The following is a 16,406-nucleotide window of genomic DNA, read 5'->3' as shown; positions in this document are numbered from 1 at the left end:
GATGCTGTCCACCCTCGTCCAGCGCGCGCTGTCGCTGCGTCTCACCGTCCTCGGCCTTGCCCTCTTGCTTGCGGGCATAGGCGGATGGTCTTTCGTCAACCTGCCGATCGACGCCTTTCCCGATATCAGCTCGACCCAGGTCAAGGTGATCCTGAAAGCCCCCGGCATGACGCCGGAAGAGGTGGAAAACCGCATCATCACCCCGATCGAGATGGAAATGCTGGGCATCGCCGACCAGCATGTCCTGCGATCGGTGGCCAAATATGCGATTGCCGACATCACGATCGACTTCAAGGACGGGACCGACATCTACTGGGCGCGCAGCCAGGTGGCCGAGCGCCTCGGCAATGTGATGGGCGATCTGCCCGACACGGTCGAAGGCGGCATGGCGCCGATCTCGACCCCGCTGTCGGACATGTACATGTTCACGCTCGAAGGGCCGCAGAGCCTTGCTGAAAAGCGCCGCGTGCTCGACTGGGTGGTGCGTCCCGCGCTGCGCACCGTGCCGGGTGTGGCCGATGTGAACGCGCTGGGTGGCTATGTCGAAACCTTCGAGGTTGCGCCCGACAACGCCGCACTCGCCGCGGCCGGCCTCAGCACCGACGACCTAGCCTCGGCGATAGAGAGCAGCAACCGCAATGACGGGGCCGGGCGGCTCACGATCGGTGAGGAAGCGCTGATCGTCCGCTCGACGGGCGCGATCCGCAGCCCCGACGACCTTGCAGCTGTGGTTGTGCGCAGCGCCAATGGCACGATCGTGCGCGTGGGCGACGTTGCCACCGTGCGCACCGGCAGCCTCACCCGCTACGGCGCGGTCACCCGCGACGGCAAAGGCGAGGCGGTTCAGGGCCTTGTCCTCGGGCTGCGCGGCGCGGATGCGGCGAAGGTGGTCGACGGGGTCAAGGAACGCATCGCCGAGATCGAGCCCGGCCTGCCCAAGGGGATGACGATCTCGGTCTTCTACGATCGCTCCAACCTCATCGAACATGCGGTCGGCACGGTCGAAAAGGCGCTGATCGAAGCGACGATCCTGGTCGTCATCCTGCTGCTGCTCTTCCTCGGCGATTTTCGCGCCTCGGTGATCGTCGCGCTCGCACTCCCCATGGCGGCGCTCCTGACCTTCATCTTCATGCGCTCGATCGGGCTCACCGCCAATCTGATGAGCCTTGGCGGGCTGGCCATTGCGGTCGGCATATTGGTCGACGGCGCGGTCGTGGTGGTCGAGAATGTCGTCGAGCGCCTGTCGGACCGCAAGCATCTGCACGCCAGCAAGCTCCACAACGTCTTTGCCGCATCGGCCGAGGTCGCCAAGCCCGTTGCCTCGGGCATGGCGATCATCGCGCTCGTCTTCCTGCCGCTGCTCACGCTCGAAGGGCTTGAGGGCAAGCTGTTCGCGCCGGTTGCGCTCACCATCGTGCTCGCGCTCCTTTCGGCGCTCGTCATCTCGCTGACGCTCATCCCCGTGCTCGCTTATTATGTGCTGAAGGTGAAGGAAGGACATCACGAACCCTGGCTGATGCGCAAGATCGCACCGCGCTATGCGCAGCTGCTCGGTGCATCCTTCGCGCACAAGCGCCGCGTCTTCGCGATCGCCGGGGTCGCGCTGGCGCTCACCGGCGTTGCGTACGGGCTGACGGGCAAGACCTTCCTGCCGACGATGGATGAAGGCTCGGTCATCGTCCAGATTTCCAAGCTGCCCTCGATCTCGCTCGATCACAGCGTGAAGGGTGATCTGAGCTTCCAGAAAGCGGTGAAGGAACAACTGCCCGAGGTGGAGCATATCATCGGCCGGGTGGGCTCGGACGAGCTTGGCCTCGACGCCATGGGGCCGAATGAAACCGACCATTTCCTTGAACTGAAGCCCCGCGAGGAATGGCGCGTGGGCGACAAGGCGTGGCTTTCGGAACAGCTTCGCACGGTGCTGGAGGATTTCCCCGGTTTCGAGCCAACCTTTACCCAGCCCATCGAGATGCGCATTTCCGAAATGCTGACCGGCGCGCGCGGCGATCTCGCGATCAAGATCTTCGGGCCCGACCTTGCCGAATTGTCGCGCATCGCGGGCGAGGTGCAGGGCCGCCTCCAGAAAATCCGCGGCACCAGCGAGGCGATGACGGTGGCGAATGACCGGGTCGACTATCTCCAGTTCGATATCGACCGCGTTGCCGCCGGCCGCGCGGGGATGCCCACCGATCACTTGCAGGACATGATGCGCGCGCAGCTCGAGGGGGTGCAGGCGGGCGTTGTCGTTGCCGAAAACCGCCGCGTGCCGATCGTGCTGCGCGGTACCGAACAGGGGACCACGCTGTCACCGCAGGCCTTTGCCGATCAGCTCTACCGCGCACCCGATGGCCAGCTTGTCCGTGCCAGTGATGTCGCGCGGGTTGCGCAGGTCGAGGGGCCGGTGAAGCTGGAGCATGAAAACGGCTCGCGCTTCGCGCTGGTCCAGGCCTTTGTCTCGGGGCGCGATCTTGTCGGCTATGTCGACGAGGCACGCGCCGATATCGGCGCGCATGTGACGCTGCCGCCGGGTTACCGCATCGTCTGGGGCGGCCAGTTCGAAAACCAGCAACGTGCTTCTGCCCGCCTTGCGGTGGTGCTGCCCATCTCGGTGCTGATGATCTTCGGCGTGCTCTACATGACGCTCGGATCGCTGCGGGCATCGGCGCTCATCCTCGTCAACATTCCCTTTGCAATGGTGGGCGGGATGATCGCGCTCGCGCTGTCGGGGGAATATCTCTCGGTCCCCGCCTCGGTCGGTTTCATCGCGCTGCTTGGCATCGCGGTGCTCAACGGCCTCGTCATGGTCAGCTATTTCCGCCAGCTGCGTGAAAACGGACTGTCGCTTGCCGAAGCCGTTCGGCGCGGTGCCGAACGCCGGCTGCGCCCGGTGCTGATGACCGCCACCATCGCGGCCTTCGGCCTCGTCCCGCTGCTCTTTGCCAGCGGGCCGGGATCGGAGATCCAGAGGCCGCTCGCCATCGTCGTGATCGGCGGGCTGGTCTCGGCGACGCTGCTCACGCTGCTCCTGCTGCCGATCCTCTATGAACGCTTTGGCGAAAGCGCGGCCGAACAGGCGGCCGGCGATCTGCTCCATCCCGCGCCGAGCGAGGCCTGACCCCGATGCGACACGCCCTTTCCTATCTCGCTTCCCTCTCGCTCGGCGCACTGGCGCTGGCGCTGCCGGGCACACTCCATGCCGAGGCGGGCCTGCCCGAGGCGGACGCCGCCCGCGCCGCAATCGATGCGCACCCGCGCGTTGCCGCCGCCCGCGCGCGGCTCACCAGCGCACAGGCCGAATCGCGCGCGCTGGCGCGTGGGCCGAACGAAGTCTCGGTTTCGACCAGCTATGTCCGGCGCTCGATCGAGCGCGAGGGCGGCTATGACGAGTTCGACGCGGAGATCACCCGCCCGGTCCGCCTTCCCGGCAAGGCCCCGCTGGACCGCGCCATTGGCCGCCACGGGATAAGCGCGGCGGAGAACCGCGCCGAGACCGCCCGGCATCAGGCCGCCCTGTTGCTCGCCCAGCATTGGTGGGACTGGCTGGGCGCGGCAAGCGCGGCGACCGTCGACCGGCAGGCCGTGCAGAATTACGAAAAGCTGCTCACTGCCGTCCGCCGCCGCGTGGCGCTGCGCGATGCCGCTACGCTCGAGGCCGATCAGACCGAAGCCGCGCTCGCCACCGCGCGCCTTGCCGCCGAGAATTCGGCGGGGAGCGAAGCACTCGCGCGCGCGCGGCTGATGGCGCAGTTCCCGTCACTGACGCTTCCCGCGCAGCCACCCGAAATGCCCGCCCCTGACGCCGCCGATGCCGCCCTGTCGCGCCTACGCGACCAGATCCTGGCCGAAAACCACAATATCGCCGCCGCCGATGCCGATGCAGACCGGCAAAAGGCGCTGGCCGAACGGGCCCGACGCGACCGGGTCGCCGATCCGTCGGTCGGCATTCGGCTGTTTTCCGAGCGCGGGGGTGAGGAACAGGGTGCGGGCGTGCTGTTTTCGATGCCGCTCGGTGGCGGCCATCGCCGCGCGCTGGCTGATCAGGCCGCCGCAGATGCGGGCGCCATGCGCGCCGAGGCGGCGGCAACCCGTTTCGACGTGCAGGAAACCGCGGAGGCCGACCTTGCCGAGGCGCGGTTCCGCATCCAGGCGTGGCAGCGCGCGCGCCAGGGGCTTGATGCGCAACTGGCGGCGCTCATGAAGCTGCGCCGGGGGCATGAGGCGGGCGAGATCGACCTGACCGACATGCTATACGGCGAACGGCAGGTTCATGACGCTTTCCGTGCCGAGGCGGCGGCGCGCGCCGAAACGCTGCGCGCGGTGACGCGCCTGCGCATCGACGGCCATGACCTCTGGCTGACCGACTGAAAAAGGGGCGGCCGATCGCCGCCGCCCCGTGATCAGCGCGCCGCCGCCGCGCGACGCCGCACGACCCAGTAGATCAGCACGCCCAGCACGTTCCAGGCAAGGAACAGCCCGTGCGTCGTCCTGGGCAAGCTGATGAACAGGTAGAAGCATCCTGCCAGCGCGATGAGGGCGATCACGCGGCCATAGGGGATGCGGATCGCATGTTCGCTCTGATGCCCCCGCCGTCGGGCGATGAGGAGGCACGATGCCACCGCGCCAAAGGCGAGCAGCGTGCCCGCATTGGCCAGCGCCACGATCTCGCCCAGCGGCAGCAGCGCCGCGATCACCGAGACGACCATCGCGGTAAAGCCGATCACACGCGTGGCGCGCCCGTCTGCCGAAACTTGGGCAAGCGGCGCAGGCAGGAACCCGTCGCGCGCGAGCGCAAGGAAGATCCGGCTTTGCCCGAAGAAAAAGGCGAAGATCACCGTGGGCAGCGCGATCACCGCCGACAGCGCGAGGAAGGTAGCCGCGCCCGGCTCCCCCAGTTCGCGCAGGATCAGCGCCAGCGGCTCGGGGCTGTCGGCGAAGCGGGTGAAGGGCGATGCCCCCAGCGCAAGCGCCGCGATTAGCGTGTAGATGAGCGCGCAGGCGATCATCGATCCAATGATGCCAAGCGTCAGATCGCGCTTGGGATTGCGCGTTTCCTCCGCTGCAGTCGCGACGGCATCGAAACCGTAAAAGGCGGAAAAGATGATCGCGGCCGCCGCCATGATTCCGCGCTCCACGCCGTCCGGCCCCATCGACTTCGAAAAGCCATAAGGATTGAAGGGGTGAAGGTTGGCGAGGTCGAAATGGCCGATCGTGACCGCGGCAAATACAGCAAGCGCCGCCAACTTCACAAACACCAGCGCCGCGTTCAACGCCGCGCCCTTGCCGGTGCCCAGCATCAGCACGCCCGCGACGACCCAGATCACGACAACGGCGGGCAGGTTCATGATCCCGCCCAGATGCGGGCCCACCGTCAGTTCAGGGGGGAAGCCCAGCCACTCGATGAACAGTGGTGCGGCATAGCCCGACCAGCCAACCGCGACCGCGCTGACGACAAGGCTGTATTCGAGCACCAGGCTCCAGCCGACAAACCAGCCCGGCCCGCGCCCCATCCAGTCGCGGGCATAGGCATAGGCGCCCCCCGCTGCGGGCGTGCGCGTTGCCATTTCGGCATAGGCAAGTGCTGCGCAGGCGCAGACGAAACCGGCGATGGCGAAAGAGACCAGAACGGCGGGCCCCGCCTTGGCCGCGCCCACGCCGATCAGCGTCAAAATGCCCGTGCCCACGATCGCGCCGACGCCCAGCGCCACCAGATGCGGCCAGGAAAGTGTGCGCGCGAGCGTTACATCGCCGCCGCCAGCACCATCCGCCATCGAATTTCTCCCAATCATCGAAACACGGCCCGAACGAAACTTCCAAAAAGCCGTATCGGTGCCGACAGGAATATTGTTGTTACCCTGGGCGCTAGCGCCGATCGCCGGAAATAGATTTGAAGCACCCGGCAATAGCGTTTTGATATGGGCCGCTGTTCTGTTTTCGGCCCATGCCGCTGGCGCCCAAACAAAAAGGGCCTCCGAAGAGGCCCTTTCCGTTTTTGCAGTCGAAGTGATCAGTACACGCGCGCCTTGGGCTTGATGTACTCGATCTCGTCGGTCAGCGTGTAGGTGTGCACCGGACGATAGTCGAGCTTGACGTTGCCGCCCTTGCCGCCCCAGCCATCGAACCAGGCGATGGTATGCTTCATGAAGTTTTCGTCGTCGCGGTTCGGATAATCCTCGTGCATGTGCGCGCCGCGGCTTTCGTGGCGGTTGGCAGCGCCCTTGATCGTCACGATCGCCTGGCTGACGAGGTTGTCGAGTTCCAGCGTTTCGACGAGGTCGGTGTTCCAGATCAGGCTACGGTCGGTGACGCTGATATCGTTCATCCGGTCGTAGATCTTTTCCATCTTGCCGATGCCTTCCTGGAGGAGTTCATCGGTGCGGAACACCGCGCAGTGTGCCTGCATGGTCTTCTGCATGTCCAGACGGACCTGCGCCGTGGACGAACCGCCCTTGGCGTTGCGGAAGTGATCCAGACGGCCCAGCGCCATTTCTTCCGAACCCGCGGGCAGCGCCTTGTGAGCGGTGCCGGGCTTGACGATGTCGGCGATGCGGTGGCCGGTTGCGCGGCCGAACACGACAAGGTCGATCAGCGAGTTGGAGCCGAGACGGTTTGCACCGTGCACCGACACGCAGGCCGCTTCGCCAACGGCGAACAGGCCGGGCACGACATGATCGGGGTTGCCGTCCTTCAACGTCACGACTTCGCCGTGATAATTGGTCGGAATGCCGCCCATATTATAGTGGACGGTGGGAACCACCGGCAGCGGCTGACGGGTCAGGTCGACGCCGGCGAAGATCTTGCCGGTTTCGGTAATGCCCGGAAGACGTTCTGCCAGAACATCCGAATCGATATGGTCGAGGTGGAGATAGATGTGATCCCCTTCCTTGCCCACGCCGCGGCCTTCGCGGATTTCCATCGCCATCGAACGCGACACGACGTCGCGCGAGGCCAGATCCTTCGCGCTCGGCGCATAACGCTCCATGAAGCGTTCGCCATTGGCGTTGGTCAGGTACCCGCCTTCGCCGCGTGCACCTTCGGTGATCAGCACGCCCGCGCCGTAGATGCCGGTCGGGTGGAACTGAACGAATTCCATATCCTGCAGCGGCAGGCCGGCGCGCAGCACCATGCCGCCACCGTCGCCGGTGCAGGTATGGGCCGAGGTGGCCGAGAAATAGCAGCGGCCGTAACCGCCGGTTGCCAGCACGACGGCATGGCTGCGGAAACGGTGGATCGTGCCGTCTTCCATGCACAGCGCGATCACGCCACGGCATTCGCCGTCTTCCATGATCAGGTCGAGCGCGAAATATTCGATGAAGAAGTCGGCGTCGTACTTCAGGCTCTGCTGATAGAGCGCGTGCAGCATGGCGTGGCCGGTACGGTCGGCAGCGGCGCAGGTGCGCTGTGCCGGCGGGCCTTCACCCATGTTCTGCATCATGCCGCCGAACGGGCGCTGATAGATCTTGCCTTCCTGCGTACGGCTGAAGGGCACGCCAGCGTGCTCCAGCTCGTAAACGGCGGCGGGTGCCTCGCGGCACAGATATTCGATCGCATCCTGGTCACCCAGCCAGTCAGACCCCTTGACGGTGTCGTACATGTGCCAGGTCCAGTGGTCGGGACCCATATTGCCGAGCGAGGCCGCGATGCCGCCCTGTGCCGCCACGGTGTGCGAGCGGGTCGGGAAAACCTTCGTGATGCACGCGGTCTTCAAGCCCTTTTCGGCGATGCCCATCGTTGCACGGAGGCCGGAACCGCCCGCGCCAACCACCACCGCATCATAGGTGTGGTCGATGATCTTGTAGCTGTTCGACATCAGCCGGCGGCTCCCATGAAGGCGATTTTGGCAATGGCGAACAGGCCGAATGCGGCGCCGCCAATTGCGTAGAAGTTGAGAAGAAGCATGGCGATCAGCTTCATGCCTTCTTCGTGGATATAATCCTCGAGCATGGTCTGCATGCCCATCTTCAGGTGCCAGAAGATGCTGACGAGCATCAGCATCATCGGCACGGCGACGATCGGGCTCGAAAGCCACGCGACGACCGCGCCATATTCAAGCGAGGACAGGCTGAGGAGCGAGAAGATCAGCCAGAGCACGAGCACGATGTTGCCCACGGCGGTGAGGCGCTGGTTGAGCCAGTGCTTTGCACCGTGCTTGGCCGAGCCAAGACCGCGGACGCGGCCGATTCCGGTTCCGGTACCCATTAGACAGCCTTCCAGCAGATGAAGAGCCAGACCGCCGCGGTTGCGACGATGGCGGCCGCGAACACGATCAGAGCCCAGCGATTGCTGCTCTTCAGTTCATAACCCGCGCCCGTGTCGAGCACGAGGTGGCGCAAGCCGGAAAACAGGTGCTGAAAAAAGGCCCAGGTGATGCCGACGCCGACGAGCTTGCCAAACCAGCTGGTTGCGCATGCCATGAAGGTGGCATAGGCTTCCGGGCCACTCGCTGCGGCTACCAGCCACCAAACGAGTCCCAGGGCGCCAACAGTCGCAAGGCCATTGCCGGAAACGCGGTGGAAAATGGACGCGGCCATGGCCGGGCCCCATTTCCAGATGCTCAGATGCGGCGAAAGCGGGCGGGCTCTCTCGCTTGTCATGGTTCTCACCCCTATACAATTTCCGGCTCCCCTTAAGCCAAGCGACGCCGGATGCAAACACACAATGGGCGTCGGGGCGCAATTCCATTCCACAAAAGCCGAGATAAGGGCCCCTTAACCAATTCCGGTTACGCGATTCCCAGCGGGAAACGGCCTGGCCCTGCCCCCGGTGACAGAATGGAATTGTGGAGCCTTTTGTGAACGAAAGCGCCAATCAAAGCCTCAACCCCGTCTCTCCGACTCCGTTCACGCGGACGATCGACATCGCCGGGCGGCTTGCGATGTTCGACCATGACGGCACGCTGGAGACGCTGTGCGCCGAGATCTGGGGGCTGATCGAGCCCGAAGCGCTGGTAATCGCGCGCGCCTATTGGGATCACTGGCGCGTCTGCTTTCCGAACGACCGGATGTTCACCGCCAGCGATATTGAGCGCGTGATCGAGATCGGCGTCGTCTTCCTGCGCAACCGTTTCTGCAACACCCGGCAGTTCGAATGGATCGAGTCGGTGGAACGCTCGGTCGCGCTCGCTTATGCCGCCAATGTCCCGCCCACCCGGCTGCGTGCGATGATCGCCGCCAGCGACCGCGCCGCGCTCACCACATTGCTCGGGCGCGTTGCCGGCGATGATCCGCGGCTTTCGGCGATGATCCCGGCGCTGCTCCAGCTTTCCGCGCTCGAGGCCGACATCACCGCCTCGCTCTATGCCTGTTACCGGGAGCGCGCCGCCGCCGACTCGCGCCAGCGCGTGGCCGACGATTTCCAGTCGCGCATCGGCGCGTCGCTCGAAACCGTATCGCGCGAGAGCGACCGGTTGCGCGAACAGGCGGCGAGCGTCGCCGGCAGCGCGCAGAACATGCATGGCCGCACCTCCGAAGTGGCGGCCGCTGCCGAACAATCGGCCATCGCGATGCGCGATGCAGCACAGACCGCGGCGGGCCTGATCCTCGCGATCGAGGATGCCCGCGCCGAGGTAGAAACCGCCGCCGACGTCGCCAACCGTGCCTCGACCCAGGCGGGGGAGGCGGTTTCGGCATCGGAGATGCTTTCGGGCCATGCCCAGTCAATCGAGTCGATCCTTGGCCTGATCCGCGACATTGCCGGGCAGACCAACCTGCTCGCGCTCAATGCGACGATCGAAGCCGCGCGCGCGGGCGACGCCGGGCGCGGCTTTGCGGTCGTTGCGCAGGAGGTGAAGTCGCTCGCCGCGCAGACCGCGCGCGCCACCGACGACATTGCCGCCAAGATCGAATCGATCCAGTCGGCGACGCGCTCCAGCGTTTCGTCCAACCTGTCGATCCGCGACACCGTTGCCGAGGTGGAAGCCTGCGCCACGCGCATCCGTCAGGCGATGGAGGTACAGGCGCAGACGGTGACGATGATCACCGCCGCGGTCGATGAAACCGCGCTCGCCGCCGACTCGATGTCCTCGACGATCGCCGCGATCCGTTCGGATACTGAATCCGTCGCCGCCGCCATCGACGAGACGGGTCAGAATTTCAGCACGCTCGACTCGCAACTGGGGCGGTTGATGGAGAGCGCGGGCCAGTTCGCCTCATCGGTGTCCGCTAGCCGTTAAACTGCGCGGGCAGGCCCGGACGTCCCGAGACGGCCATATGTGGCCGTTCAGCCGCAGCTATTGCCATCCTTAGAGCGGACATAAATGGCCGGTCCCCCTTCCGCAGCGACATTAATTCGACCACCGAAATCTTCGGGCTTACGCAGATTGTCAGAGCTTTCGGTAAGAAGCCGCCAAAAATATCCTGTGCCTCGGCGTTGTTCGAAGCGGTATGAGCCGTCTCCTGACACTTTTAGGATAAGGGCTGGACGAACCGTCAGTATGTAGCCGTGTTTATCCGGCCCTGCGACATAACTCAAAGAACGCTGGGTTCCATCGATGATACGTATCTCGCTGTTTTCTATGATAATAGGAGGCGCATCGTTCGCGGTATAGCAACCCCATACCAACTTCTGTTCGATTGGGGCAGGTCGCAGGAATGTCGCCCCGAGAAACGCCAAGGCCGCCAGCGGAATTGAAATGATCCCCCAACCTATGACCTTAGCTTTGAACGGAACGTCTTCGAAAAGTGATGCTGCCATCAAGGTGTCATGCCAAAGTAAGCGCTTCGGGTCACGCGGGAACGGTCAGCTAATCGCCAGATTGAATTTGAAACCGCCAGTCCGCTTCCCACCCCAATCGACCGCGTGATAGCTAACGAATTGCCGATAAGAGCCAAGCTCAACGCCCCGCCTGCCACATGATCGGCAGCGCGCTGTCTACGCGCTCTGTTGTTTGGCCCCGCCTTGTTCTATTGGACCCCGATGCACCCTGTTCACATCCTTGTCACCGGCAGCCGCCGGGGCATCGGCGCCGCGATCGCCGCGCGGTTGCGCGAGGGCGGCGCGCGCGTGGTTGGCCATTCGAGCGCCACCGATGCCGGCGGCATGATCGCTGCCGATCTCGCCGTACCGGGCGCAGCCCCGCGCCTTTGGGATGCCGCGCTGGGCGCGCTTGACGGGCGGATCGACATCCTCGTCAACAATGCCGGCATCTTCGAAGCCGCACCGATCGCCGACGCGCACGACGACTGGCTTACCGCCTGGGAGCGGACGATGCAGGTGAACCTGACCGCCTCGGCCGAGCTGTGCCGGCTTGCCGTGCGCCATTTTCAGGCGCGTGGCACGGGTGGACGGATCGTCAATATCGCCAGCCGTGCGGCGTATCGCGGCGACAGCCCCGATCACTGGCACTATGCCGCCTCCAAGGCGGGCATGGTGGGGATGACCAAAACCATCGCCCGCGCCTATGCCGCGGCGGGCATCCATGCCTTTGCGATCTGCCCGGGCTTTACCTGCACGGGCGACCCCGACGACTATATGGCGAGCCGTGGGGGCGACGCCTTTCTGAAGGACATTCCGCTCGGCCGCGTTGCGTTTCCCGAAGAAGTTGCCGAGGCCGCCCATTTTCTGGCGCTCCATGCGCCCGCGTCGATGACCGGCGCCATAATCGATATCAACGGAGCGTCTTATGTCCGATAGCTGGAAAGTCACCCTTCCCTGTACCAAGGCCGAGGCCGAATCGCTGCAGTTCATCGACATCGCCGAACTCGTTGCGATCGATCCCCCGCCGGTTCTGATGACCAGCGAGCCCGATCCCACGCGCCCCGATGACTGGCAGCTCGACGGCTATTTCGAAACCGAACCCGATGCCGGCACGCTCGCCGCGCTCCGCACGCTCGTGCCCAGTGCCGAGGGGCAGGAAGCGGTGGTCGAACGCATCGTCGAGGAAGACTGGGTGACGCTGAGCCAGGCCGGGATCGAGCCGGTGCGCGCCGGGCGCTTCTTCGTCCACACATCGAGCAATGCCGAGCGCATTCCGGCAGGCGCCAAGGCTTTCCTGATCGAAGCCGGGCTCGCCTTCGGCACCGGGCAGCATGAAACCACCACCGGCTGCCTGATGATGCTCGATCGGCTGAAGCGGCAGGGCAATCACTACCGCGATGTGATCGATCTGGGCACCGGCACCGGGCTTCTTGCCTTTGCCGCGATGCATCTCTGGCCGCGCGCCTTTGCCACCGCGACCGATATCGACCCCATCGCGATCGACGTGACCGCCGAGAATGCCGAGCTGAACGGCATCCGCCTCGGCCGCCGCGAAGGGCGGCTTGCGCTGGTCGTGGCGCCGGGGGTGGAGCACCGCACGATCAAGCGGCGCGCGCCCTATGACCTGATCATCGCCAACATTTTGGCAGGGCCGCTGATCGAGATGGCGCCGTCGATCGCGGCGGAGCTGGACGAGGGCGGCACGCTCATTCTGGCCGGGCTGCTCGACAGCCAGGCCCGCCGCGTTGCCACCGCCTATCGCCGGCAGGGCCTTCGCCTCGCCGGCCGGATCGACCGGGGCGAATGGCCCACGCTCATGCTGCGCAAGCGGCGGCGCTATGCCTGATGGCCGTCACGCCGGCGCGCATAGTCCTGCGTGCCGCGCGTGATCACGTCATCGGCGGGGAGGATATCGGCGATCGCGATATCGGGCAGCGCGTCGAGTTCGGCATAGATCGGCGCAAAGTCGTTCTCGACGGTGATCCGGCGCAATTCCTCAAAGCTTGGAATGACGAAATAATTCTGCTGATAATCGTCGATCCGATATTCGGTGCGCATCACCCGCCTGAGATCGAAGCGGATGCGGTTGGGGCTGGGGTCGTCGAGCGCGAAGCGGCTTTCGCCGTGGCTGGACACGATGCCCGAGCCATAGATGCGTAAAGCTCCCTTTTCCTCGACCAGCCCGAATTCGACCGTGTACCAATATAGCCTTGCCAGCCGCTTGAGCGCACCCAGCTGCAGCGCGCGTTGCCCGCCCCGGCCATAAGCCTCCATATAATCGGCGAAATCGGGGTCGGCGAGCATCGGCACATGGCCGAACACATCGTGAAAGACGTCGGGCTCCTGAATATAGTCGAGCTGGTCGGGGCGCCGGATGAAATTGCCGGCGACGAAACGACGATTGGCGAGATGATCGAAGAACACATCGTCGGGCACCAGCCCCGGCACCGCAACGACACGCCAGCCGGTCGCAGCCATCAGATGCTCCGACAGTTCCTCGAAATCGGGGATGCCGGGTTTTGACAGGCGGAGCATGTCGATGCCCCGCAAAAAGGCTTCCGAGGCGCGGCCGGGCAGTTGCGCGGTCTGGCGCGCGAACAGCCGGTCCCACAGCGCGTGTTCGTCTGCGGTATAGGCCGCCCAGTTCTGCGATATGGTCCAGTCGGCAGCGGCGCCCTCGGGCGGCCGTTCAAGTACGTGGGTGCTACTCTCCATAGCGGCACGATAGCATGCCGCCTGCCCCTGCGAAACATCAGGCCGTGGCGGGACGCTCCTCGCCATCCTGCTCGTCGAGCCAGCGGATCAGATCGTCGAACGCCACCGGCTTGATGAAGGACAACCCCACCTGCCCTTCGTGGCACCAGCGCACGATCGCGCTCATCTGCTCCATCCCGTCGACCGTGACGACGGCATCGTCCCCCTGCTTCAGCGGTTCGTCGAGGTCGATGCAGATGCCGCCCTGGGAGATATCGCGCACGGCGACGCGGTAAACGGTGTTATCCACCTTCACGCGGGCGCGGGCTTCCACCTCGATACGCGGCGCGCGCGGCTTGCGGCCTTCGATCGTGGTGCGGCCGGTCAAGATATCCTGCACCTCGATCTGTCCGTCGAAGCGCACGCCGATATGCTCGTCGCGCACCCAGACGATCTCGCCGCGCAGTGGCTGATCGGCCTTGAGCTCGATCTCGACCTTGTCGCCCACGGCGTGCGGCGCATAGACATGCGCCATCAGTCCGCTCGACGAGATATTGCGGATGAGGCAAAGCCGCTGCTGGCCGCTCGTCACCAGCTTGCCGACCCGCAAGATGGTCATGAAGCGCTTGGCGCCGCGCCGATCGGCACGCGCATCCTCGTCTACAACCGGCGTCGGCGCGCTATCGGAATTATCTGCCTGCCCCATGAAACGCCCGACTATTCCCCTGATATGACGATATAATTTCTCTGATCATCGTTATGGAAATCACGCGATCCCATAACGTCTTATAGCGCTGTGGCTGTTAAGACGGTGTGAAAACCGAAATATTTACCACGGCGCGATGATTTCATTCCGCATTGGCAACGATCGATGCCCAGCCCGCCTCGTCGATCACCTTTATGCCAAGGTCGGCCGCCTTTTTCAGCTTCGATCCCGCCCCCGGCCCCGCCACGACCAAGTCGGTCTTCGCCGACACCGAGCCCGATACCTTGGCGCCCAGCTTTTCCGCCTGCGCCTTGGCCTCGTCACGGCTCATCGTTTCGAGCGATCCGGTGAACACCACAGTCTTGCCGCTCACCTCGGAGGCGCGCGTTTCGTGGATCACGGGCTGGATCGCCATTTGCGCGAGCAGATCGGCGACCACCGCCTGATTATGCGCCTCGGCGAAGAAGTCGGTGAGCGCCATCGCCACTTCGGGACCGACCCCCGGCGTCTCAATGAGCGCCGCGACTTCCTTGCCCATGCGCTGGCGGAACTTGTCCTCCGTCTCGCCGATCGCCTGCACCATTTCGGCACGGCGCGTAAGCGCGGCCGCAATCATCGCCCGAAACGCCTCGATCGTCGCATAGCGCCGCGCCAGATCGCGCGCGGTGACCTGCCCGACATGGCGGATGCCGAGCGCGAAGAGAAAGCGGTCGAGCGGGCTTTCGCGTTTGGCGTCGATCGCGGCGATCAGATTGTCGACCGAGGTTTCCGCCCAGCGTTCGCGCCCGATCAACTCGTCGCGGCGATCACGCAGACGGAAGATGTCGGCGGGGGATTCGATCAGCTTGTCGTTGAAGAAGCTGGCGATGCTCGTTTCGCCCAGCCCCTCAATGTCGAGCGCCTGGCGGCTGACGAAATGGCGCAGGCGTTCGACGCGCTGCGCCGGGCAGATCAGCCCGCCGGTGCAGCGGATGTCGACCTCACCTTCCTCGCGCACGGCATCGGATCCGCAATCGGGGCACTCGCTGGGGAAGACAAAGGCGGGACGGTCCTCCTCGCGCGTCAGCACCTCGACGATCTGGGGGATCACATCGCCCGCGCGTTGGACGACCACCCGGTCGCCCGGCCGCGCACCCAGCCGCTCGATCTCGTCGGCATTATGGAGCGTCGCGTTGGTGACGACCACCCCGCCCACCGTCACCGGGTCGAGCCGCGCCACGGGGGTCAGCTTGCCGGTGCGCCCCACCTGGATATCGATCGCCTTCAGCGTCGTCTGCGCCTTTTCCGCCGGGAATTTGTGCGCGATCGCCCAGCGCGGGGCCTTGGCAACAAAGCCGAGGCGCTCCTGCCAGTCGAGCCGGTCGACCTTGTAGACGACGCCGTCAATGTCATAGGGCAGTTCGGCGCGCTTCGCCTCGATCCGGCGATAATGCGCGAGCGCTCCCTCAATCTGTTCGCAGTGGATGAGCATCTCGCTCAAAGGAACGCCCCAGCTTTCGATCGCCTTCATCACACCGAACTGCGTGTCGGCGGGAAGCGCGGAAACCTCACCCCAGCCATGCGCCCAGAAACGCAAAGGACGCGATGCCGTGACCGCCGGGTCCTTTTGGCGCAGCGACCCCGCAGCGGCATTGCGCGGATTGGCGAACTGGCGCGCCTTGGCCGGATCGGCGGCTTCGGCGAGCAGGCGCGCATTGAGCGCGGCGAAATCGCCCTTGGCCATATAAACTTCGCCGCGAATCTCGAACACGTCGGGCACGCCTTCGGGCAATTGCTGCGGGATATCGGCGATGGTGCGGACATTGGCGGTCACATCCTCGCCCGTCTGCCCGTCCCCCCGCGTGGCAGCGAGGACGAGCCTGCCCTTTTCATAGCGCAGCGAGCAGGACAGCCCGTCGATCTTGGGCTCGGCGGTCACCGCCACCCGGTCATCCGCGCCGAGTGCCAGAAAGCGGCGGACGCGCAGGATGAATTCGATCACATCGGTATCGTCGAACGCGTTTTCGAGGCTGAGCATCGCCTGCGCATGGCGGACCTTGCCCAGATGCGCGGCGGGCGCCGCGCCGACCATCCGACTTGGTGAATCGTCGCGCACCAGATGCGGGAACGCTTCCTCAATCGCGCCATTGCGCCGCACCAGCGCGTCATAGTCGGCATCGCTTATCTCGGGCGTATCGTCGGTATGGTACAGCCGGTTGTGGTGAGCAATCTCGGCGGCAAGCCGGGCAAGCTCACCTGCGGCTTCAAGGTCGGTCTGGGGCAAGGGCGCGTTCATGGCGGAGCGGTAGGGGATGAAGCCCGGCGCAATCAAGCG

At 65.0% G+C, this 16,406-nt stretch carries 13 protein-coding genes; 5 read left to right on the top strand and 8 right to left on the bottom strand.

Annotated elements, in window-relative coordinates:
- Position 1 precedes the first annotated feature (1 nt).
- A complete protein-coding gene (locus tag QYC26_RS11695; protein WP_317512401.1) occupies positions 2-3,115 on the top strand; it encodes a CusA/CzcA family heavy metal efflux RND transporter in 3,114 nt (1,037 codons plus the stop codon).
- A gap of 5 nt (positions 3,116-3,120) precedes the next feature.
- Positions 3,121-4,365: a TolC family protein gene (locus QYC26_RS11690; protein ID WP_317512400.1), complete on the top strand. Its 1,245-nt coding sequence runs from the start codon at positions 3,121-3,123 to the stop codon at positions 4,363-4,365.
- 32 nt (positions 4,366-4,397) lie between these two features.
- On the opposite strand, the gene QYC26_RS11685 is transcribed toward QYC26_RS11690, so the two are convergent.
- The 4 genes from QYC26_RS11685 to sdhC form a co-directional block, all read right to left on the bottom strand.
- Positions 4,398-5,768, bottom strand: coding sequence for an amino acid permease (locus QYC26_RS11685; protein WP_317512399.1), 1,371 nt, complete (start codon positions 5,766-5,768; stop codon positions 4,398-4,400).
- 236 nt (positions 5,769-6,004) lie between these two features.
- Positions 6,005-7,807 carry a succinate dehydrogenase flavoprotein subunit gene (gene sdhA, locus QYC26_RS11680; protein WP_317512398.1) on the bottom strand — a complete coding sequence of 601 codons (1,803 nt, stop codon included), beginning with the start codon at positions 7,805-7,807 and terminating at the stop codon, positions 6,005-6,007.
- On the bottom strand, positions 7,807-8,196 hold the full coding sequence (gene sdhD, locus QYC26_RS11675) for a succinate dehydrogenase, hydrophobic membrane anchor protein (protein WP_317512397.1): 390 nt from the start codon (positions 8,194-8,196) through the stop codon (positions 7,807-7,809). The genes sdhA and sdhD overlap by 1 nt, the downstream gene beginning before the upstream one ends.
- Positions 8,196-8,591 (bottom strand): succinate dehydrogenase, cytochrome b556 subunit, encoded by a 396-nt coding sequence (sdhC, locus tag QYC26_RS11670; RefSeq protein WP_317512396.1) that lies wholly within the window; start codon positions 8,589-8,591, stop codon positions 8,196-8,198. Before sdhC ends, sdhD begins: the two co-directional genes overlap by 1 nt.
- 281 nt (positions 8,592-8,872) lie before the next feature.
- Between sdhC and QYC26_RS11665 the strand changes: the two genes are divergently transcribed.
- Positions 8,873-10,168 carry a methyl-accepting chemotaxis protein gene (locus QYC26_RS11665; RefSeq protein ID WP_317515053.1) on the top strand — a complete coding sequence of 432 codons (1,296 nt, stop codon included), beginning with the start codon at positions 8,873-8,875 and terminating at the stop codon, positions 10,166-10,168.
- A 47-nt stretch (positions 10,169-10,215) separates the two neighbouring features.
- Here the strand turns inward: QYC26_RS11665 and QYC26_RS11660 are convergent, their stop codons facing one another.
- A complete protein-coding gene (locus QYC26_RS11660; protein WP_317512395.1) occupies positions 10,216-10,689 on the bottom strand; it encodes a hypothetical protein in 474 nt (157 codons plus the stop codon).
- 222 nt (positions 10,690-10,911) lie between these two features.
- On the opposite strand from QYC26_RS11660, the gene QYC26_RS11655 reads away from it, so the two are divergent.
- Entirely contained in the window at positions 10,912-11,628 is a 717-nt protein-coding gene (locus tag QYC26_RS11655; protein WP_317512394.1) for an SDR family oxidoreductase, read from the top strand.
- Positions 11,618-12,538, top strand: coding sequence for a 50S ribosomal protein L11 methyltransferase (locus QYC26_RS11650; RefSeq protein WP_317512393.1), 921 nt, complete (start codon positions 11,618-11,620; stop codon positions 12,536-12,538). The genes QYC26_RS11655 and QYC26_RS11650 overlap by 11 nt, the downstream gene beginning before the upstream one ends.
- Here the strand turns inward: QYC26_RS11650 and phhA are convergent.
- From phhA to ligA, 3 genes are all read right to left on the bottom strand, one after another.
- Positions 12,529-13,407, bottom strand: coding sequence for a phenylalanine 4-monooxygenase (gene phhA / locus QYC26_RS11645; protein WP_317512392.1), 879 nt, complete (start codon positions 13,405-13,407; stop codon positions 12,529-12,531). The two genes, QYC26_RS11650 and phhA, sit on opposite strands and share 10 nt — an antisense overlap.
- 37 nt (positions 13,408-13,444) lie before the next feature.
- Positions 13,445-14,092 carry a PilZ domain-containing protein gene (locus QYC26_RS11640; protein WP_317512391.1) on the bottom strand — a complete coding sequence of 216 codons (648 nt, stop codon included), beginning with the start codon at positions 14,090-14,092 and terminating at the stop codon, positions 13,445-13,447.
- A gap of 142 nt (positions 14,093-14,234) precedes the next feature.
- Complete coding sequence (gene ligA / locus QYC26_RS11635; RefSeq protein WP_317512390.1) at positions 14,235-16,367, bottom strand: NAD-dependent DNA ligase LigA; 2,133 nt, start codon at positions 16,365-16,367, stop codon at positions 14,235-14,237.
- Between the last annotated feature and the right edge of the window lie 39 nt (positions 16,368-16,406).

This window comes from Sphingomonas sp. C3-2, from assembly GCF_033025475.1.
Lineage (GTDB): Bacteria > Pseudomonadota > Alphaproteobacteria > Sphingomonadales > Sphingomonadaceae > Sphingobium_A.
This window is presented reverse-complemented; position numbering and strand designations above follow the sequence as displayed.